This window comes from Planctobacterium marinum, assembly GCF_036322805.1.
In the GTDB taxonomy this organism is placed as follows: domain Bacteria; phylum Pseudomonadota; class Gammaproteobacteria; order Enterobacterales; family Alteromonadaceae; genus Planctobacterium; species Planctobacterium marinum_A.
The window spans coordinates 3,290,915-3,312,044 of the sequence record NZ_AP027272.1; the positions used below are offsets into that span (position 1 = coordinate 3,290,915).

A 21,130-nucleotide genomic window follows, 5' to 3' on the forward strand; every position below is an offset into this window, starting at 1 on the left:
TCAGCACAATGACTACCAGCACTTATTCGTACAAGCCCGTTTAACTCATTTTGCGTATCACGCTATCCGGGGCGATGCGCATAATGCGCTGTAAAATCGCCCAAGGCCATGAAGGCACATAACTGTTCGCTTTTTCTTTATTAATGGCTTTAACCATGGCCCGGCAACCCGTTTCAGTATCTACGATAAAAGGCACCTTCTCCACCTTTTCGTTGATTTCACTGCGAATAAAACCCGGATGTACGCAACTCACTTTGATGGGTGTATTGAGCAAATCCAGCCGAATACCTTCTGACAAGGAGGTAATCGCCGCTTTAGTCGCAGCATAAACCGTCATGGCACGACGGAAGCCGCGCACCGCACTGATAGAAGATATGGTCACCAGGTGGCCGCTGTTTTGCTCTCGGAAAATTTCTACCGCCGCTTCACATTGCGCAATTGCGGCCACAAAGTTGGTTTCTGCCGTTTGTTTGTTGGCGTAGAAATAACCCGTGCCAATAGATGCGCCTTTGCCCATTCCAGCATTCACGATAACGCGATCCAGACTGCCCATGTCAGTTTTAAACGCTTTAAATGTCTCAAATACGGCATCGTGATCATTGACGTCTAACGGACGCAAAAATACCTGAATATCCGGATTAATTTTCAGGAGTTCCGCTTTTAACTCTTCCATGCGCTCCACTCGGCGAGCACACAGCGCCAGATTGCAACCCTGTTTGGCAAATTCAATGGCCATGCCTTTGCCCAAGCCAGAACTTGCGCCAGTGATCAGGATGTTTTTTCTATTGTTCATGGATGGTATCTCTTATTATTTGTAGGTGATCATGTGGCGCAGCGCAGACGTCTCGAAATGACTGTGCTCGTTTAGTGTCGACAGGATAACCCGGTTTGGGGTTTTTACCACCTTGGTAATGCCGCAATTGGCCAACGTCCAGTTCAGGTTGAGCATCTGTGCATCAGGTAAGTTCAGCAGACGCTGTGCGATAGCCGAAATGGGCCCACCAGAGGTAAATACCACAAGCTGCTGACTATTGTCGCACTGTGCCAACGCCGTTTGCAGTGCGTTTTTAACCCGTGATTTAAACTGTGACCAGGTTTCGGGATAATCATCGTTGTGCAGCTCGCTTTGCCAGCGAGCAATCGCTTGTGCAAACAAGCTGGCAAATTCTTTTTTCGGATCATCAGCCTGTGCAAGGAATTGACGAGTACCACTGGCTGTGGACAGTTGCGGCTCCAGTGCCGCAAGCACCGCTTGATGATCATATTCGTTCCAGTCAGCAGATTCGACAAACTCAGGTGAAGAGTGTTCAGGTTGAGAAGGCTCCGCGCCACCAAGCGCAAAGTCCCGAGTTTGCTTGTGCCTTACCATGGTGCCACTGATAATTTTATCCACTTTGCCAAGTCGGCCAAACAGGGCTTTTCCCATCACCCCCGCTTGCTGCTCCCCCAAGGGAGATAAGGCATCGTAATCTTCTTTGCCGAAACTGGCTTGGCCGTGTCTTATCAAATAAATACTGGCCATTAGCGCTTCTGCCGTTTGATTGCTTTTTTACAGCGCCACATTAGATAATGTACGAATATCCAGAATTGTTTATAGGCCGGATTGCGGGTTTGTTTATGGTGATAGCGATAATAGATTTGCTGAACGATGCCCGCCAGTCGAAACAAGCCGTACACCTCGTAAAAGGTGAAATCGTCGATTTCGATTTCCATTTTCTGGCAGTAATAGCTCACCACTTCATCTCGGCTAAGCATGCCAGCTAAATGTGTGGGCTGACGGCGAGTTTGCTGAGCCAGAAAGTCATCATCTTCCTGCACCCAATATGCCAGCGTATTGCCTAAATCCATCAGAGGGTCGCCCAAGGTAGCTAGCTCCCAATCAAGCACGCCTAAAATGTTGGTGGGATCGTTTTCGTCTAACACTACATTGTCAAAACGAAAGTCATTGTGGGTAATACAGATGTGCTCTTTTGCAGGCATGTTGTCCTGTAGCCACTGCATAACGAATTTCCCCGAAGGCACATTCCAGGTTTTTGCCTTCTTGTAGCGATGGCTCCAACCTTCGATTTGTCGTTGCGTGTATCCTGCTCCTTTGCCTAAATGCCCCAGGTCCGCTGCTTTGTAGTCCACTTTGTGCAATTCAATCATACAGTCCAGAACGTTCTTGCACAGAGTTTGTGTGGTGGCTGCGTCAATATTCAGGCCGCGCGGCAGATTCTTGCGAGGGATAATACCGGTGAGTTTTTCCATGACGTAAAAATCAGTACCGAGCACTCCTTCATCTTCGCAATAGCCCAGCATCTCGGGCACATAGTGATAAACGGGCTTTAACGCTTTTTGCAGGCGATATTCACGCCCCATGTCATGAGCACCTTTGGCCTTAGTGCCCGCCGGTGCACGGCGCAAAATAAGTTCGCGATTGTCATAACTCAAACAATAGGTCCAATTGGATGCACCACCGGAATACTGAGTAACACCGGGCGTACCTTGCAACCCATCGATGTGAGCTTTAAGCCAGGCATCCACTTTAGCGATGTCTAACTCTTCACCAGGACGCACCTTATTGGCTCTATCCAACAAAGACGCCGTCGTTGAGGTTGTGCTATTTGTCATTTCTTTTGCCCTGCAGTACGACGGAATTTTTGTGTGCCTTTGGTCATCATTTTCAGGTAGTAACCGGGTAACAGCCGCTTTAACAAATTAGCCTTGCGCCCATCAGGGTGAGTCAAAATCATAAACTGTTGTTTTTGTACCGCTTTGAACGCTGCGTCTGCTACATCATCGGCACTGATGTTAGAGCGGTCCAACAATTTAGTCACCACGGCTTTCATGGCTGGATTACCACTGCGCACCGACTCATCTAAATTAGTTTTGAAAAAGCCGGGGCAAAGCACACTGACGCCAATGTTGTCGTCAGCCAGTTCCAGGCGCATGGTTTCCGAAAAGCTCACCATGGCGGCTTTACTGGCGGCGTAGGAGCCTAGCAAAGGTACGGTGGTAATGCCCGCCTGAGAGGCCACATTCAAAATGTAGCCCTGACTTTCCTGTAACAAGGGCACAAAGCTTTGCAGCATTCGAACCGCACCAAATACGTTGATGTCCATCACCCACTGCCATTGCTCTATGCTTTCCTCGTGCAATGCGCCTGCGGTGGCGACACCGGCATTGTTAACCACCAGATCTAGCCCACCAAACTGCGCAACAATGGCCTGTTTGGCACTGTCAATATCAGCTTCTAAGGTGATATCGCAATGCTGATAAAAGGCTTTTACACCAATAGCCTGTAATTCCGTCACCACCGATTCGCCGCGTTCCTGATGAATATCGGCAACACAAATATCGGCTCCAGCGTTGGCCCAACGCAGCGCAATGGCCCTTCCCAAACCGGATGCGGCTCCGGTGACTAAAACACGTTTTTGCATGTTAACCCCTACTTATACTTTGCCAATTCCAGACGAGACACCATACCCATATGTACTTCATCAGGACCATCTGCCAGGCGTAAACTGCGAGCCATAACCGAGAAACCATATAACGGCGTATCGCCAGAAACTCCCATTCCACCATGCATTTGTATGGCCATATCCACAACCGTTTGCAACATATTGGGCACCACCACTTTAATAGCTGAGATTTCGGTCATGGCCTTTTTAACGCCCAGATTATCAATTTTCCACGCGGCGTTAAGAGTTAATAGTCGCGCTTGTTCTATCAGCATTCTGGCCTGAGCCACCCGCTCCAGATTCCCCCCCAATTTGATTAGAGGTTTACCAAAAGCTTCGCGACTGGCACCGCGTTTTATCATCAACTCAAGAGAGCGTTCTGCGGCTCCAATGGCGCGCATGCAATGATGGATACGACCCGGTCCCAATCGTCCTTGAGCAATGGCAAAGCCTTTACCCAAGCCCATAATAATATTGGCTTTAGGCACTCGCACATCAGTAAATGACATCTCGCCATGACCATAAGGGGCATCATAGTCACCACAAGCCGTTAACATACGTTCGATTTTTACTCCCGGCGCATCCAGCGGCACCAGCACCATACTGTGCTGGCTGTGCTTTTCAGCGCTGGCATCGGTTAAGCCCATCACGATAGCGATTTTTGCATCCGGATGACCAAGCCCTGTGGTCCACCATTTTCGTCCGTTGACCACTACCTCATCCCCGTCCAGAGTAATACTGGCTTGCATATTAGTGGCATCAGAAGAGGCCACATCCGGTTCCGTCATACCGAACACCGAGCGGATCTCACCGGCCAACAATGGCGTTAACCATTGGTCTTTTTGTGCTTCGCTACCAAAGTGATAGAGCACTTCCATATTGCCGGTATCAGGCGCATTGCAGTTAAAAATCTCAGCACCGAATAAACACTTGCCCATCTCTTCTGCCAGCGGAGCATAATCAACACAGCTCAGCCCCTGCCCCAATTCTGCATCAGGCAAAAACAAATTCCACAGACCTTGTTCTTTGGCTTTTTGTTTGAGGGCCTTGATCTGACCCGGCACTTGCCAGCGTGTCCAATCCCCGTGGCCATTAATTTCATGGTTTTCACGCATAATTTGCGCTTCCACTGGAAAGATATGCTCCTGCATAAAAGCACGCACACGTTCTAAATACTGCTGACAAAGTTCACTGTGTTCAAAGTTCATGATGATTACCCGATTAAGCATTTGATAAAGCCAGTGTATACAGCCAAAACAATTGAATGAAGTGAATATTTTTAAGTTTATACTATGAATATCATTCACAGTCATTATACTCCATTTAAACTAATTCACTTTGGATTTGTATGTCAGATAAACGCATTCAGAAGCTAGACCTTAATCTTCTGCGCATCTTTGAAGCCATGTATTTTGAGCGCAATATGACCCGTACGGCAGAAACCTTATATCTGACTCCTTCTGCGGTAAGCCATGCCATGAAGCGCTTGCGTGATGCTTTGCAAGATCCCTTATTTGAGCGCCAGGGCAGTAAAATGGAGCCCACTTCGGCCTGCCTGAGAATCGCCCCGCAAATACTGGAAAACTTAAACAGCTTGCGAAAATCACTGCAACAGTTCAGTGCCTTTGACCCCAAGAAAGCTGAGCAACAGTTTACTTTGGCAGTGCACGATGCACTTGAGCCATTATACGTTCCTGCCCTGTTTCGGTTATTGGCTCAAACCTCAGAGGGCTTGGGGTTGTCTTGTATCAAGCTGGAGCGACAGCAACTACAGCGCCAACTTGGCAGTGGCCAGGCAGACCTGGCGATAGATGTGGCCATGCCACTGCAACGCCCAATTAACCATTGTAGACTGGCGTCAGACCGCTTTGTGATTTTGATGAAAAAAGACAGTCAATTTGATGGGCAGCTAACACGCCGAGATTACACTGAGGCTCGACACCTGACGGTATCAAATCGCCCTACCGGACGGGTAATTGAAGATATCACCCTGCAACAGCAAAGTATCAATCGTAAAATAGCCATCCGCTGCCAGAGCTATCACACCGCAAAGGCGATTTTGAAAGATCAGGATTTTTTATTAACCGTACCGGAACTCATCGGGCGCTCGTTGCTAGACGAAGAACTGCAAATTCAGGCCATGCCCTTTGATGTACCCAACATTGACATACATCTTTACTGGCACGAAAACGCGGCAAACGACAGCGCCATAAACTGGTTGAAAGATAAAATAATCGGATTGAGTCAATAAAAAAGGGCACAACCTAAGTTATACCCTTTCAATTCAATAATTGATGAAAGCGACTTAGCTGAAATACGTCGCTAAATCATCACTGCCACCAATGTGTTTACCGTCAATAAACACCTGCGGTACTGTTTCGCGGCCTGAAATGGCTTTCAAAGAAGTCAAAGAGGCGTTCTGACCTAGCACGATTTCTTCGTAACTGAAGCCTTTTTCGGTTAATAACGCTTTTGCCTTTGCACAATAAGGGCAGCCGGGTTTAGTGATGATGGACACCGGCTGTGATACCGCCGCTTCAGGATTAATATGATTCAGCATGGTATCAGCATCTGATACTTCAAACGGGTCGCCCGGTACATTTGGCTCAATAAACATCTTTTCAACAACGCCGTCTTTAACCAGCATCGAGTAACGCCAGCTGCGCTTTCCAAAACCCAAGTCAGCTTTGTCCACCAACATTCCCATGCCGTCGGTAAACTCACCGTTGCCGTCTGGGATCAAGGTTACGTTGTCAGATTCCTGATCCTTGGCCCAGGCATTCATAACGAACGTATCGTTTACCGACAGACAAACGATTTCATCAACACCATTAGCTTTAAACGTCTCAGCTAACTCGTTGTAGCGCGGTAAGTGAGTAGATGAACAAGTTGGCGTAAACGCGCCAGGCAGTGAAAATACCACGACGGTTTTGCCACTGAAAATATCATCACTATTGCGTTCAACCCATTCGTCGTTTTGACGCATTTTAAAAGTAACTTGTGGTACCTTTTGACCTTCTCTATTCTCTAACATGAAGTGCTCCTTTGATTTGTAAGAAAAACAACGCACTGGTTTGCGTCTCAACTGGATACAATAATAGCCCCTTAGTGATTTTATTCCAGTGATTAGAATCTATCAAATCAATCGATTTTAACCATTAAAAATAAGGATGTGAATATGACTGCGCTGGTGATTGGTTGTGATGAGTTTCTGGGAGCAGAGTTAACCCAACAACTCCTGTTTGCGGGGGAAACTGTTACAGGCCTGTCTTTGTTTCCATGGGAGCAAAGTGAAAAACGTACAGCTCGGCTGCAAACCATTGAGCAAAACACCAATGCCAGACACTTTATCTATGTGGGTAACTTAGGGAATTTGAGTGATGATATCGAAACCCGGCTTGCCAGAGTACAGAAAGTTTACTTCTTGCCAGAGTTTAATGCTGAGATTGAGCATCAAGAATTTATCTTACATCTGACACTAAAGGTATTAAACCTGTGCGACATGATCCGCCCGGCTCATCTGGTATTTGGTTCTCACTACTGTATTTACCGCCCTTCAAGTGAACCAATTTGTGCAGACCAAACAGGCACAGATCATCCGGAAAACATTTCTGCGGCCATTGTAAAAGCGATTGAGTCATTATTGCATGGTTTTTGCGCGCAAAAGCAGTTACCCACCACAGTGATGCGCATATTTGAATTGTATGGTACTGATGCATCAGAGATGAATCTGGTACAACAACTCAAAAACAAAATAGAGGCTGGCGAGTCTTGTAATCTTAAGGAGCTACAAAACCATCAGCTGGATTATGTGTTTGTGAAAGATGCAGCCAAAATACTAACCAGAGCAATGGAGCACAACGCTCGCCCATCAAAAAGTTGGCACCCCCAATCAGGCTTATTGAGCTCCAGCTTTTCCCCTTGGCATATTTACGATTTGGGCACCGGTCAAGGGACCTCAATGAGGACATTGATAACCATGATCGCCCAAACCCTGAGGCAACCTGAACAAACCATCAACCATTACAGCCATCAAAATAACGGCTGGGTAGCTGACACGGCCCCACTAAAAATGCATATGGGCTTGCAGGCTCGCACTCTACTTGCAAAAGGATTAGCCCAACTTTAGCGCTCTTTGATGCGATTGATAATATGGGTGGTAGACACACCATCTTCAAAATTGAGCACTTGGACCTCACCGCCATTGGCGATAACCTGTTTGCCACCAGCAATATCTTCCGGACGATAATCGCCTCCCTTCACCAAAACATCAGGTAATAATTCACTGATCAAGCGCTCCGGTGTCTCTTCGGTAAACTCCACCACCCAATCTGTTGACGCCAATGCCGCCAACACCGACATGCGGCGTTCGACGTTATTCACGGGGCGCCCTTCACCTTTTAACTGTTTTACCGAGGCATCGCTATTAACCGCAACAATCAATCGGTCACCCAAGGCTGCGGCATTTTCTAGATAAGACACATGGCCGGCGTGCAATATGTCAAAGCAGCCGTTAGTCATCACCAGCCGTTCTCCTCGGCTTTTTGCTTCTTGCACAACTATCTTTAACTGAGCTTGTGACATGACTCCAGTACCAACGGCCTGGTCTTTGCGCACCGCTTGCCTGAGCTCTTCCACATTAACCGTAGATGTACCGAGTTTAGCCACAACGACTCCCGCCGCCGCGTTGGCCAGAATACAGGCATCTCTGGCACTGCAGCCTACCCCTAAGGCTGCTGCCAACGTTGCTACCACTGTATCTCCGGCACCGGTAACATCATACACCTCATGGGCTTTGGCAGGCAGATGGAACTCGGTTTTGCCTCGCTCGATGAGCGTCATACCCTGCTCAGAGCGGGTCACTAATAAGGCTTGTAACTGTAAATCCTCAATGAGCTTTTGACCGCGCTCGATGATCTCTTGCTCCGACTGACATTCACCCACGATAGCCTGAAATTCTGACATATTTGGAGTTAATAAAGTTGCACCGCGATACTTGCCAAAATCGCTGCCTTTTGGATCAACAATAACAGGTTTATTGGCTTTTCTAGCTGCCTGAATTAATTGCTGTGGATCACTCAAGCAACCTTTAGCATAATCGGACAACACCACTGCGCTGCAGGCCTGCAAACGCTCTTCGAAAGCGGCGTGCAATGCCGATTTATCCACCTCGTGAAAGCTCTTTTCAAAATCCAATCGAATTAGTTGTTGATTGCGACTGAGCACTCGCAATTTGGTAATGGTATCTTTGCCATCGATAGCCTGAAAACAACAATCTACCCCCACTGAATGCAACGCAGTTCTCAGTGTTTCATTGGCCTCATCATTACCGCATAAGCCTAACAAAGCGGTGTGCGCTCCCAATGCAGCCATATTCAATGCTACGTTTGCTGCACCACCGGGACGCTCTTCAATGCCATCGATTCTGACAACTGGCACCGGGGCTTCTGGGGAAATTCGACTGGTTGGCCCCACCCAATATCGGTCTAACATCAGGTCGCCAAGAATTAAGATAGATGAGTGACTAAAATCTGGAATTTGCATCAATGAACTTACAATTAACTGAAAAACGCCTGTAGTTTAGTGGATTAGCACACTAATACCAATGGTTGGCGTTTAAGAAGCTGTGCTTTGCAGGTAGTTTTTATTTGGTTGAGAAATGTCATCCAATAATGATTTATTACCGCGATAGGTGTGTTTAAGTGTTTTTTGCACCCATAAAGGCAAATCAGCGCTGAGTTGATAACAATGAAACAACTCCTTTTGACGAAAAACCACCAGCTGGTTTTTACTCAGTAGTGCCATGTGGCGACGTATTTGGTTATCAGTGCTATACAGTACTCGGGCAATTTCCGTGCTACACAATTCCCCTTCTTGCCAAAGTAACAACACAATCCTCAACCGAATTGGATCGGCCAGGCATCGGAATAACTGTTCAGTTTTCATAACCCTGAAAAACTTAATGACATTTAGACAAGAATTTTGACCAGGAAATATTAATGCTGCATGACAATTTAAAGACAATTTATGACAAACAGATACGCAGAGATAACAAAAGCTTTTAACTAATCAAGCCCAATAAAATAAGTGCTATGCCAACACTCATTGAAAGTTCAATACTGGCAACACCAATATTGTGCTGCTGATCTATCTCTTGCACCAAATTCACGTTGGACAAAATAAATAGTCGCGCAACGGTAACCAACGCGGTCAATATCAGCGTCATAGATAAGCCGACAATTAACCAGCCTGTTAAGTTGCTGACATAGCCAGAGGGGTTATACACCAAGAGGGTACTGGCAACCGTCACCGCTAAAGCCGTCCCAAGTAAATGCCCTGAGTGCTGGATGGCAAGCGCCAGTTGTCCTTTGGTTAAGGATGCTTGTAGTGAGCCACTGCGGTTATTCTCTCGAAAGCGCCGCTCGTAAATACGGGTCATGGCCAGCAAAATAGTTTGTGACACCAAAAAGCCGGAGAAAATAGCGATAAAGGCATCCACATCAAAGCCACTCACCCAAACTAATACACTTTTGATAATAATTGCAGTGGCAATCGAACTGGAGGCATCTACCAAAGCGATTGAGGTATTGCGATCCTTGATGTGAAAATCTTTGTCCAGTCGGTTAAGAACTATTTTATCGTGGGCATAGCGACCTATTTTGATCAATAAAATCCCCACGGTGCCAAACACTAACATGGTAACAATAGAGCTTTCGATATTGCCCTTGCTGGAGGTTTCTACAGCACCGGACAATACTATCGCCAATGCCATCATGCGCCCAGCAACACTGATACCATAGGCGTAATTGTCATGGTTAGCTCGGCCTCTGTTGTCGGTGCCTGCTTTTAATAACCGTCCAGAAATCCAGCGTAACATGGTGAGCAGTAAAATAGCGATGACCATATCGGCCACGAGAAACATCCACAAGTCTGGGGATACCGGGATCAGATTAACCAATGCAGACATAAAACATCGCTTACTTTCGCAATTTTAACTAAAGTTATAGTACATTAAGCTACATGAAATCAAAGCTTTATCTATCCTTGCTATGAGTAATCCGATCACTCACCTATTACCGGGCCAACTCCATAAAATAGGCCAGGCGCATGTTGAAATGCTCATTGAGCAACATGGAGACCAAGTCTGGCAAAACTTGTCAGATTCTTGTCAAAAGAAACTCCATTGTGCTTTCTCCCTGAGCGACTTTGTCGCACGGCAACTGCTCCATCATCCACAGTGGATTGAGGCCTGCGTCGATGCGGATTTATCGGTCAATTTCTATGAGGAACTAGCAGAACAGCTCAAAGATGTGACAGATGAAGCCTCATTCCATAGAGCACTGCGTCATTTTCGCCATAAAGCAATGGTAAGTATCGCCTTAGCCGATGTATTGAATTTACAGTCGATCGAAAGCTCACTTAACCAGGTGTCTCGCCTTGCAGATGCGTTGATCATGCAAGCTTATCAATGGTTGTATCGTCAGTTTTGCACAAAGTACGCTACTCCGATGGTCAATGGTAAAGCGCTGCCAATGTTGATTATTGGCATGGGAAAGTTAGGTGGCAAAGAGCTCAACTTTTCTTCCGATATTGATTTGATATTTTCCTACCCGGAAAATGGCGAACTGCACTATCGCAACAAAAGTATGGAGTTCCAGCAATTTTTTACCAAGCTGGCACAAAAACTTATCGCCGCATTGCACCAAACCAGCGTTGATGGTCAAGTTTTCCGGGTGGATATGCGCCTCAGGCCCTTCGGTGAAAGCGGCCCGCTGGTAGCGAGCTTCGGCGCACTGGAAACCTATTACGAGCAACAAGGGCGGGAGTGGGAACGTTATGCCATGGTAAAAGGCAGAGTGTTAAACCCCCGCAGTGAATTCAGCGAAGAATTGCAAACCATCCTGCGGCCGTTTGTTTATCGTCGCTATATTGACTTTAGTGTGCTGGAATCTTTGCGCAAGATGAAACAGCTAATACGCCAGGAAGTACGCAGGCGCAATCTTACCGCCAACATTAAATTGGGCAGTGGCGGCATTCGCGAAATTGAATTTATCGTGCAAAGCATTCAGCTTACTCGCGGTGGTAGAGAGCCAGCGCTGCAGGAAAGGCATCTGCTATCCCTGCTAAACACCTTCCAAATGCAGCAAACTTTGCCACTTCAAGATGTTGAGATACTGCAATCCGCCTATTTATTCCTGCGCAAATTAGAGCACTGCCTGCAACAGTTTGACGACCAACAGACTCAAGAACTACCAGATGATGAATTGAGCCGAGCCAGATTAGCCTGGATTATGGGATGTGAGAACTGGACAGCCTTGGTCACTCAAATTAATCACATTATGGCGAGTGTAGCTGAGCAGTTCGATGCGCAAATAGGCGAAAGTCCAGAAGACGAAGAAGAACAACAAACACCATTAAACGATTTGTGGCACCTGGACCTGGCGCAAGATGAAGCTCTGCAGCTTCTGTCTGAATTAGGTGATCTCGCCGAAACTGAAAAACTCTATCAGCAAATAATCTTTTACAAACAAGAGTTCTTAAAAAAACCCATTGGGGCACGTGGCCGAGAATCACTGGATCTGTTGATGCCCAGGTTGCTAAACGCTTGCCTGAAACACTGCTGCCACTCAGACACAGACAATGCCATCCTCATTGATCGGGTATTACAAATTATCAGCGCAATCCTGAAACGAACCGCGTACCTGGAGCTGTTGTTAGAGAACGAAGGCGCCATGATGCAACTTATTCGTCTCAGCAGTCAAAGCGAATGGGTTGCGGAACAACTGCATCGCTTTCCGTTATTACTGGATGAACTTCTTAACCCTCAAGCCCTGTACAACCCCACTCCACTAGCCCAATATCCGGATTTGTTGCGCCAGTCGCTGTTGCGCATTCCAGAGGAAGACCTCGAGCAACAAATGGAAGCCTTGCGTCAATTCAAGTTGAGTCACCAATTGCGCATCGCTGCTGCTGATTTGCAAGACACTTTACCGGTAATGAAAGTCAGTGATCACCTTACTTGCTTGGCTGAAACCATCATCGCCGAGGTGCTGAATTCAGCCTGGCATCAGATGACCGAGAAATATGGCTATCCAGATTGTGCCAATGATGACCACAGACGTTTTCTGGTGGTGGGTTACGGCAAATTGGGTGGCATTGAATTAGGCTATAGCTCAGACTTGGACCTGGTTTTTCTGCACGATTGCAATAGCACGCTAGACACCAGTGGCCCCAAACAAATCGATTCTCGCCAATTTTATGCCAAATTAGCACAGCGCATTATGCACCTGTTCAACACGAAAACAGCGTCTGGCGAATTATATGAAGTGGACATGCGTTTGCGGCCATCAGGTAATTCAGGCTTGTTAGTTTCCAATATCGAGAGTTTTCTGCAATACCAATTAGAAGAAGCCTGGACCTGGGAACATCAAGCACTGGTGCGCAGCAGAGCAATAGCAGGAGATGAGACATTAAAGTCGCGCTTCAATGACATCAGGCGGCAAATATTACGCCTGCCCAGAGAAGAGCCTGAATTACTGAAGGATGTAGTGCAAATGCGCCACAAGATGCGGGAACACCTTGATAAAAGTTCCGCCCAACTGGTGGACATTAAACAAGGCCAGGGCACCATTGCCGATATCGAATTCCTGACCCAATATTGGACCTTATTACACGCCAGTCGGTTCGAGCAAATAGCGGTTTGGTCAGACAACGTGCGTATTATCGAATCTTTGAACAGTTGTGAAGTTATAGACAAAAGCTGGTGTCAGAAGCTGACAAACGCTTATCTTGCGCTGCGCAACCTTGCACACCAAAAGGCTCTTGAAGGCAGGGAAAACTTGCTCACGGCTGATCAGTTGAAGGAGCACAGGCTAAATGTCATCAACATCTGGAACAAGGTGTTTGAAGAACAATAAACAATATACTAAGCGCGGTATTAACTAGGCCGCGCTACCGTACAGTTATCTTGTAAAAATGGGGTATTTTCATCGGTGATGACAAGTGAGCGCTGCTTAGGGCAAACGTACGCTATTACCTGGCCACTAAAGTTGCTGTCTACCGCTTTGGCTATCTGATACAGCGAGCCCACCAGTGTATCTTCCATTTGGAACTGATTTTTCACGATAAAATCCTGGTCGAGCTCCCAGATAACCTGCATCCCTTCACTTTGAGCATAGTTGGTGATGGCTTCGCGAAGCGTTTTGCCCGCAGAAAAAGTACGATATCTGTGCTCACCCACCCAGCGCCCCTCTACGGGTGCACTCTGCTGAGCAGCCATTTTATTTAAACGATTTTGCAGTGACTCGGACTCTTTATTGAGTTCCACCACAAAATCCCCTTGGTCTTCCTCATAAGGCTTGCTTTGCGACATGCGATGCTGCGCATAAAAGTCGCTCAAACTGTTGTTGATATTTTTCTTTTCTGCATGTTTAGCCTGCTCGGCCTTTTCGTTCTGATTGTTAATCAACAACGCAGCACCGATTATTAGTACAATGGCAAAAGCAAATTGCTTTGCCCAAAACATTGCCGGTGAAAAGTTCTTCTTCTTCGCCATGACAGTGAAAACCCAAAAATCCCGCTCAATTTATAATCATTTCTGAGGTAATATACCAGAGTTTTGCTTTAATATCGGTAAATTGTTCACAAATTAAAACATACTTTACAGCACTATTTTAAGAGTAGAGCGATGGCGTCTTGGGATCAGGCCTCGTTTTGAAGCGTTTGTGCATCCATAAATACTGCTCCGGTGCCAGCATTACCATTTCTTCCACTCGCTTGTTTATCCTTGCAACATCAGCCTCATCGTCACCTGACGGAAAATTCTCCAATCCGGGCCATATTTTTATCTTGTAACCTTCCTTTGAAGATATGGATTGAATAAACACCGATTCACAATCACTGTTATTGAGAAATAGCATTGAACCCAGCGTCGTTGAAGTATCTGGTACATTAAAAAACGGTACAAATACCGTCTTGTTGCGACCGTAGTCTTGGTCCGGTAAATACAAACTCAACTCACCTTCATCAAGGGCCTGAAACATCCCTTTCACATCACGCTTATGGATCATGTATTTGTTGGAACGGGCTCGCCCATGATATTGCAAATACTCCATTAAATCATTGTCGTGTTTGCGGTAAAACGCCACACAGGGTTGATAAAAACCGAGTCCACGGCAAGCAAACTCAAGGCTCAAACAGTGGATTGCCATACCAAATACCCCTTTCCCTTTTGCTTTTATCGCCTCAACATGTTCGAATCCTTCCACAGTGAGCAGCTTTTTAACTCGCCAGTCCGGCCACCACCAACCCATGACAGTTTCCAGAATCGCCATGCCTGACGCCGTGATGTTGTCCTTTAACAATCTTTCCTGACGCGCCTTGTCCCAATCAGGAAAGCACAACTCAATATTTCGTCTGGCGATAGCGATGCGCTTTTTGCCAAATAGTGCGAGTAGCTTACCTAACCCGGCACCAATTTTCCTGACCAAGGGGTAAGGTAAACAAGTAAGCATATACAAAAGACAGAACCCAAACCAAATAGGCCAAAACTTCGGTGCTAAAAAACGCCATTCAAACTTGGGGGCTTCGATGATTTTCAATACATGTTGCTCATTTTTATTATTTCGCAGTGATCTTACTGCAGAACACATCGTAGCCCAAGTATTCCAACCAAATTATGGGATCTGACCAGTGAGGTTTGCGTGATAACCGTTTAGATAATAAAGTATGTAGTAACTTCCTGATTTCTTTTTACGAGACAATAAGCTTGAGCAACTCCACAAATAGGAGCGAGGCAGCATTTCGCGCCATGGTAGACCTCGCAGCAGCCGGGATAATGGAACTCTCCTCGGAAGGGGACGTGCTCTACGCAAACAAAGCCTGTCAACGCTTGTTCGGCTATTCCCTTGAGGAACTCACTGAGCTTAACCTGGTTGAATTGATACCGGGTAACTTCCTGCAAGCAGGGGATCCTCTGTATCAGGACTTTATGCAGAACTATAGCGCAGATCGCATTTTTGAAAGCGCCAGTCTGACTGCATTTCGCAAAGACGGCGAAGTATTCTTTGCCGCAATTGGGGTCAGTGAAGTCAGTGATTCAGGCAATATCATTATCACCATCAATGAATCCGCACGCCTCAAGTCTGCAGAACAAAACCTGGTGGAGTTGAATAAAAAATTCATGGTTGCCACCGAGGCCGCCGGTATTGGTATCTGGGAATTTGATTTTGAAACGGGAGAGTTACAATGGGACGAGCAAATGCATCGTCTCTATGGAGTTTTGGAGAGAGACTTTAAAGGCACTTACGAAGAATGGGTTTCCAGATTACATCCCGATGATCTAGGCCCCACCGAAGCTATGTTCAACTACAGTGTCGAGCAACAAACCAAATTTGATACCAGCTTTCGTATTACTACCCCCACGGGCGAAGAAAAGTATTTAAAAGCCTATGGTCATGTGATTTATGATGAGAAGAACACACCGCTGCAGGCAATCGGCGTTAATTACGATTTAACGGATCGCTACACGGCGCAAAAACGCCTGATTGAGAGCACCGAAGAAAACGCCATGTTGGCCAAGTTAGCTCAGGAAACCGATAACGCCGTTATTCTCACAGACGCTCATCAAAACATTACCTGGGTAAATCGCAGCTTTGAGAAAATCTCGGGTTACAGTTACGAGGAAGTCATAGGTAAAAAGCCCGGCGTGTTCCTGCAAGGTGACAGATCAGATAAAAAAGTGGTTGAACGCATGAGCAGTGCGGTGCGCAACGGCCACGGTTTTAACGAAGAACTTATTAACTATCACAAAGACGGCAACCCCTATTGGTTGCGCATTAACTGCCAGCCGTTATATGGCGATGGCAAACTCACCGGTTTTATGGCCCTGGAAACCGACATTACTGAGCAAAAAGAAGCCGAGATTAAGATCACTAACCTTAACCGCCTGCAAAAAGCCGTGCTAGACAGTGCGAATTTAATGTTGATATCTACTGACATAGATTTCAACATCAAAACCTTCAATCGCTGTGCGCAAGAGTTACTGGAATACGATGAAGCTGAAGCGGTGGGTAAATTAAACCTGGCAGATTTTTTTGATCCTCAAGATCTAATGTACGGTGCCCAAAAGCTTGGCAGAAATCTCGACTCTGTATTCGAGCCTGATATCACTTCGTTTTTGAACAAAGCCAAACAAACTGGCAGTGCTGAACAAGAATGGCAATTGCTCACCAAGCGCCAGAGGGCATTTCCCGCGATGTTGTCCATTACCCCAATAGAAGATGATTCTGACAATGTCGAAGGCTATCTAGCCATCGCGCGTGACATTTCCCAATTAAAACTCATGGAAGCGGAAAAGCAGCGCAACCAAGACTTGATGGAAACCACGGGTACCATGGCAAAACTGGGGGGGCTGGGAACTCAATCTCAAAACCAACGAGCTATACTGGTCCAAAGAAGTGTATCGCATTCACGAGATCCCAGTTGGGCAAAAAATCGATCTCAGCGACGCTATTTATTATTACGCGCCCGAAGCCAGACCTATTATTCAACGTGCCATCGAAGACGCTATTGCCGATGGTAAATCCTGGGATTTACAACTGCCATTTATCACAGCGCGCAATCGCCGTATTTGGGTAAGAGCCGTTGGCTTTGTAGAGTACGTGCACGGAGAACCTTTGCTGCTGCGCGGTGCATTTCAAGATATTACTCAGCTCAAACGCGCTGAAGAAAAAGCCAAGGAAGCCAGCCGCACCAAGAGCGACTTTTTGACTAACATGAGTCACGAAATTCGTACCCCCATAAATGGCATTCTGGGTATGAATGATTTGTTGCTGAAAACCAACCTGGATGAAAAACAACGGCATTATGTCAGTCTGGCGCAATCATCAGGGCAATCTCTGCTGCATTTGATAAATGACATTTTAGACTTCTCTAAAATAGAAGCCGGTAAACTTGAATTAGAAGAAATTCCTTTTGATATCTACCAGTTGGTGGGAGAGCTGGCAGATACCTTTGCCTTACGAGCCCAGGAAAAAAATCTCGAACTCATCTGTATCGTTGCTGACAACGTACCGCAATTTATTCGCTCTGATCCCAGCCGGATAAGACAAATTATCAATAATCTTTGCAGCAATGCACTTAAATTTACGGAATCAGGAGAAATCGTACTCAAGGTATCGGAAACCGGCTTGAATAAGCTGCACTTTGAGATTATCGATTCAGGAATAGGTATACCTGAAGAGAAGCTCAACAACCTGTTTAATAAGTTTGTACAAGTTGATGCCTCCACCACGCGCAAGTTTGGGGGCACCGGCCTGGGTTTAGCGATATCAAAACAGCTTGCTGAAATGATGGGCGGCGCCATTGGTGTCAGTAGTCAGTTGAATGAAGGCTCTAATTTCTGGTTTAACATTCGCTATGGAGAGGCGCTAGAAGAAACGCCAGACTCCGCTTTAATCCCACAACTTTCGGGTAAATCAGTGCTATTGGTAGAAGATAACCCTACGGCGCAGAACTGGTTTTCCTCCATCGTGGCAAAAACAGAAGGCAGCTTGCTTACCGCAGAAAATGCTCCCACAGCTATAAAGTTATTAAGACAACAGGCTCAGGACAACGCCCCTATCGATGTGGTTTACATCGATAAACAACTACCTGGCATGCAAGGTCACCAACTAGCAAAAGCGATCCGCAGCGATAAAAACTTACCGCAACCCAAGATCGCAATGCTGGTAGCTGTCGGTGATAACCTGCCCAACGAAGAGTTAGAGGCACTGAATATCACTCATCAATTTCACAAACCGGTTAAACGCCCTACCCTGCTTCAGTCTCTGGCCATATTATTTGATCAGGTTTCAGAGCATGATGAGCGTGCCGATACGATTACCGAAAATGTAGAAACAAAAACGTCAGGCGAATTGCGCATCTTGTTGGTAGAAGACAACTATATTAACCAACAAGTAGCTGTAGAAATGCTCAAAAACCTTGGCTACATGGTGGATGTAGCAGAAAATGGTGAAGAGGCTTTGCAAACCCTCAATACCGCGATTGAACCCTATGATGTGATCTTAATGGACTGTCAGATGCCGGTAATGGATGGCTATGAAACCAGTCGAGCCATTCGCATTTCCAATTCTGACAACTACAGAAATGACATTCCCATCATCGCGTTAACAGCCCATGCCATGACTGGCGATGCGGAAAAATGTCTGGAAGCTGGAATGAATGGTTATCTTACTAAACCCATATCGAACCAGGCGCTGCAGGATGAATTGGCGAAATGGCTCACAAACTGATGTGAAATAATCAGCCGCAAGCCGGGTGAACTCCACAGAACGGGTTCTCAGACTTCAGAGCGTTGTCTCTGGTGCGCCGCAGCTAATACTGTTGCTGGATATTGTTTAGCTTTTTATAAAACTGTTCGAATTGTTCCTGGCTTTCGTAGTCAAAATAATACTGATTGTGAAAGCCAAAACTCAGTGAGACTAAGGCATCACTTAAATACAGTGTGTAACCATCAAAATCGGTAGACGCCTTTACCCCGTCCAGAAGATATCCTTCATCAGCCTGCTGGCCGTTCTGGCGTATTTTGTCGAACACCGCGAGTATTAACTTACTATCAACTTCGTTTTTCATTGTGATACCAATTCCATCTCTTAAAAATTGTACCGATACCCCAGTTGTACCGAGTTAATCTGAATATCGTTGTTGCCGCGTATGTGTTCCACCTGTAATCGAATTTGCGCTCGGTAACCGACAAAAAAGTCAAAGCCCGCACCAACAATACCCGCGATAGCGGTATCGTCGTAATCACACTGAGTTACCGAGCCATCTGAGACCGCCAATACTCGCGGTTCAGCATCATCACAGCCCTGCTCACCATCGTATTGATTACTGGTTTCGTAAGTCATTGCCATGACACCTAACTTGTAAAACAACTCGCCACTTTGTCCGGTAGCTTTACCCAAAAATGATAAATACAGCCCAGAAGCATCGACACCAGAATCAAGCTGTAGTTCATTAGTACTCAATGGCTCCACGGGTGGTTCAAAATCAGCAGCAATTAACTTGTAGCCAACTTCGGCATACCACTGAGGATGAATCTCAGTACCAAATGCCAGTGACAATCCCGGTTCAGAAGCACTGCTATCCGCTACCGAGACATCGTTGAACTCTGGCGCCAGTAACAGATAGTTTTTTTCCAACAGATTTGCATAGCTACTCGAGTGAAATGCGCACATCAGCCCTGCAAGTACTATTAGTGTGGTTCGAAGCTTCATTCTATTTCCGAAATCTTTATGCAATTATTAATACTCTAGTGGTTTGCGATAGGTTCTGTCCAGCATCGCAGTGGGAACATTAATTCTATCTGCCCAGCCAGTACAATATTTGCTACTATCGAAAGTTAATCTGATTTAGCACAGCAAGACAATAAATAAAAATGGCGCAACTGTACTTTTACTATTCCGCAATGAATGCGGGCAAATCCACAACTCTTTTACAATCAGCCTACAACTACAAAGAACGTGGTATGTACGTGGAAATCTTTACCGCAGCCCTGGATGACCGCTACGGCATAGGAAAAATTACCTCTCGCATAGGTTTACAATCAGATGCGCAATTATTCAGAGCTGATACTGACCTGTGGCAAACGATAAATAACAGGCAGCAAAACAAAAAAATTGATTGTTTATTATTTGATGAAGCGCAGTTTTTGAATAAACAACAAGTGAAAGACCTGACACGCGTTGTGGATGAACTGAAGATCCCAGTTCTGGCCTATGGTTTGCGCACTGATTTTTTAGGCGAAACCTTTGAAGGTTCCCATTATTTGATGGCCTGGGCAGATAAGTTAGAAGAACTAAAAACCGTTTGTTATTGCGGGCGTAAAGCTAACTTTGTGGTGAGAAGAGATGAAAATGGCACACCTGTGACGCAAGGTGAGCAGGTTCAGGTGGGCGGCAACGACAGTTATGAATCTCTGTGTAGAAAACACTTCAGCGAACTTGTTTGGACAGCTGACAACTGTACTCAATAAGCTCAGGGTAAAAGTCTAAAAAAAGCAGATTGTACGAAGCTCGATTGGCTTGCAAAAATGCGTAGCTATCTCGGGCAAACACAATGCGATTCCCGAGACGCTGTTCAACAGTGTAAAAGGCTCTTAAACAAGTTTGCTCTTGCTCATATTGGGCTAACCATCGGTCACGCAATAGACTTTGTTTAACGCGATTAAAGCGCTCATCAGGCAGGTCTGTTTGCGCCAACTGCTGATAAAAATCCTGTAAAACGGTGTTAATTATATACGGAGGAAAACGCTCATTATTTAACAGCAAGAGGTGATCGAACCAGATATCCAGGCAAATCCCCGCGGTTCGCCGCAATTTGGCAGGAAAGCCTTGTTTTGCCAATCGAACTTTGTCATGCCTGTCAGTGAAAGAGTCTACCTTGCGATGAATTTTAATGCCCTGCTGAATAGGCTCAGGTAAATCGCTTAGTACGCTGCCTCGCACAAAATCTCCGGCAAAATTGCCCACCAATGAAGTTTCGGTAATGGATGCCAGGTGGATATGCGCCAGATAATTCATAGGTAATATAAATTTACAAATGCCTACCTGGCACGTATTGTTTTTATTTATCGCTACTACCAGACTGAAAGAAATTGTTTGCCGGGTCAACAGGGAGTCATAAAC

General features: G+C 46.0%; 20 protein-coding genes. 6 read left to right on the top strand and 14 right to left on the bottom strand.

What is annotated here, in order from left to right; all coding sequences use genetic code 11:
- Positions 1-40 precede the first annotated feature (40 nt).
- Genes AABA75_RS14650 through AABA75_RS14670 form a run of 5 tightly spaced genes read right to left on the bottom strand, consistent with a single transcriptional unit; the run spans position 41 to position 4,651 of the window.
- Positions 41-793, bottom strand: a complete 753-nt coding sequence (locus AABA75_RS14650) for an SDR family oxidoreductase (RefSeq protein WP_338293357.1) — start codon at positions 791-793, stop codon at positions 41-43.
- Between the two features lie 15 nt (positions 794-808).
- Complete coding sequence (locus AABA75_RS14655) at positions 809-1,522, bottom strand: histidine phosphatase family protein (RefSeq protein ID WP_338293358.1); 714 nt, start codon at positions 1,520-1,522, stop codon at positions 809-811.
- Positions 1,522-2,613 carry a phosphotransferase family protein gene (locus AABA75_RS14660; protein WP_338293360.1) on the bottom strand — a complete coding sequence of 364 codons (1,092 nt, stop codon included), beginning with the start codon at positions 2,611-2,613 and terminating at the stop codon, positions 1,522-1,524. The genes AABA75_RS14655 and AABA75_RS14660 overlap by 1 nt, the downstream gene beginning before the upstream one ends.
- Complete coding sequence (locus AABA75_RS14665) at positions 2,610-3,422, bottom strand: SDR family oxidoreductase (RefSeq protein WP_338293361.1); 813 nt, start codon at positions 3,420-3,422, stop codon at positions 2,610-2,612. Before AABA75_RS14665 ends, AABA75_RS14660 begins: the two co-directional genes overlap by 4 nt.
- A gap of 8 nt (positions 3,423-3,430) precedes the next feature.
- The gene (locus AABA75_RS14670; RefSeq protein WP_338293362.1) at positions 3,431-4,651 is read right to left on the bottom strand and encodes an acyl-CoA dehydrogenase family protein; all 1,221 of its coding nucleotides are present in this window, start codon (positions 4,649-4,651) and stop codon (positions 3,431-3,433) included.
- A gap of 140 nt (positions 4,652-4,791) precedes the next feature.
- Here AABA75_RS14670 and AABA75_RS14675 point away from each other — a divergent pair, with 140 nt between their 5' ends.
- Complete coding sequence (locus tag AABA75_RS14675) at positions 4,792-5,694, top strand: LysR family transcriptional regulator (RefSeq protein ID WP_338293363.1); 903 nt, start codon at positions 4,792-4,794, stop codon at positions 5,692-5,694.
- A 54-nt stretch (positions 5,695-5,748) separates the two neighbouring features.
- Here the strand turns inward: AABA75_RS14675 and AABA75_RS14680 are convergent, their stop codons facing one another.
- A complete protein-coding gene (locus tag AABA75_RS14680; protein WP_338293364.1) occupies positions 5,749-6,477 on the bottom strand; it encodes a glutathione peroxidase in 729 nt (242 codons plus the stop codon).
- Between the two features lie 144 nt (positions 6,478-6,621).
- On the opposite strand from AABA75_RS14680, the gene AABA75_RS14685 reads away from it, so the two are divergent.
- Positions 6,622-7,572 carry an NAD-dependent epimerase/dehydratase family protein gene (locus AABA75_RS14685; protein ID WP_338293365.1) on the top strand — a complete coding sequence of 317 codons (951 nt, stop codon included), beginning with the start codon at positions 6,622-6,624 and terminating at the stop codon, positions 7,570-7,572.
- On the opposite strand, the gene hldE is transcribed toward AABA75_RS14685, so the two are convergent.
- From hldE to AABA75_RS14700, 3 genes are all read right to left on the bottom strand, one after another.
- A complete protein-coding gene (hldE, locus tag AABA75_RS14690) occupies positions 7,569-8,987 on the bottom strand; it encodes a bifunctional D-glycero-beta-D-manno-heptose-7-phosphate kinase/D-glycero-beta-D-manno-heptose 1-phosphate adenylyltransferase HldE (protein WP_338293367.1) in 1,419 nt (472 codons plus the stop codon). The genes AABA75_RS14685 and hldE overlap by 4 nt on opposite strands.
- A 72-nt stretch (positions 8,988-9,059) precedes the next feature.
- Positions 9,060-9,389: a helix-turn-helix domain-containing protein gene (locus AABA75_RS14695; RefSeq protein WP_338293369.1), complete on the bottom strand. Its 330-nt coding sequence runs from the start codon at positions 9,387-9,389 to the stop codon at positions 9,060-9,062.
- Positions 9,390-9,504: 115 nt separating this feature from the next.
- Positions 9,505-10,410 (bottom strand): DUF350 domain-containing protein, encoded by a 906-nt coding sequence (locus AABA75_RS14700; RefSeq protein ID WP_338293370.1) that lies wholly within the window; start codon positions 10,408-10,410, stop codon positions 9,505-9,507.
- An 82-nt stretch (positions 10,411-10,492) separates the two neighbouring features.
- On the opposite strand from AABA75_RS14700, the gene glnE reads away from it, so the two are divergent.
- The gene (glnE, locus tag AABA75_RS14705; protein ID WP_338293371.1) at positions 10,493-13,360 is read left to right on the top strand and encodes a bifunctional [glutamate--ammonia ligase]-adenylyl-L-tyrosine phosphorylase/[glutamate--ammonia-ligase] adenylyltransferase; all 2,868 of its coding nucleotides are present in this window, start codon (positions 10,493-10,495) and stop codon (positions 13,358-13,360) included.
- Positions 13,361-13,380: 20 nt separating this feature from the next.
- Here the strand turns inward: glnE and AABA75_RS14710 are convergent, their stop codons facing one another.
- On the bottom strand, positions 13,381-13,998 hold the full coding sequence (locus AABA75_RS14710) for a toxin co-regulated pilus biosynthesis Q family protein (protein ID WP_338293372.1): 618 nt from the start codon (positions 13,996-13,998) through the stop codon (positions 13,381-13,383).
- Between the two features lie 118 nt (positions 13,999-14,116).
- Positions 14,117-15,043: an LpxL/LpxP family Kdo(2)-lipid IV(A) lauroyl/palmitoleoyl acyltransferase gene (gene lpxL / locus AABA75_RS14715; protein ID WP_425325581.1), complete on the bottom strand. Its 927-nt coding sequence runs from the start codon at positions 15,041-15,043 to the stop codon at positions 14,117-14,119.
- 167 nt (positions 15,044-15,210) lie between these two features.
- Here lpxL and AABA75_RS14720 point away from each other — a divergent pair, with 167 nt between their 5' ends.
- Positions 15,211-17,025, top strand: coding sequence for a PAS domain S-box protein (locus AABA75_RS14720; RefSeq protein WP_338293374.1), 1,815 nt, complete (start codon positions 15,211-15,213; stop codon positions 17,023-17,025).
- Positions 16,910-18,736, top strand: a complete 1,827-nt coding sequence (locus AABA75_RS14725) for a response regulator (protein ID WP_338294864.1) — start codon at positions 16,910-16,912, stop codon at positions 18,734-18,736. Before AABA75_RS14720 ends, AABA75_RS14725 begins: the two co-directional genes overlap by 116 nt.
- 82 nt (positions 18,737-18,818) lie before the next feature.
- Here AABA75_RS14725 and AABA75_RS14730 read toward each other — a convergent pair whose 3' ends face one another.
- Together AABA75_RS14730 and AABA75_RS14735 are read right to left on the bottom strand one after the other, a co-directional pair.
- Positions 18,819-19,076, bottom strand: coding sequence for a DUF3081 domain-containing protein (locus AABA75_RS14730; protein WP_338293376.1), 258 nt, complete (start codon positions 19,074-19,076; stop codon positions 18,819-18,821).
- Between the two features lie 20 nt (positions 19,077-19,096).
- On the bottom strand, positions 19,097-19,720 hold the full coding sequence (locus AABA75_RS14735; protein ID WP_338293377.1) for an autotransporter outer membrane beta-barrel domain-containing protein: 624 nt from the start codon (positions 19,718-19,720) through the stop codon (positions 19,097-19,099).
- A gap of 161 nt (positions 19,721-19,881) precedes the next feature.
- On the opposite strand from AABA75_RS14735, the gene AABA75_RS14740 reads away from it, so the two are divergent.
- Complete coding sequence (locus tag AABA75_RS14740) at positions 19,882-20,478, top strand: thymidine kinase (RefSeq protein WP_338293378.1); 597 nt, start codon at positions 19,882-19,884, stop codon at positions 20,476-20,478.
- Here AABA75_RS14740 and AABA75_RS14745 read toward each other — a convergent pair.
- Entirely contained in the window at positions 20,438-21,025 is a 588-nt protein-coding gene (locus tag AABA75_RS14745; protein WP_338293380.1) for an ACP phosphodiesterase, read from the bottom strand. The genes AABA75_RS14740 and AABA75_RS14745 overlap by 41 nt on opposite strands.
- Positions 21,026-21,130 lie beyond the last annotated feature (105 nt).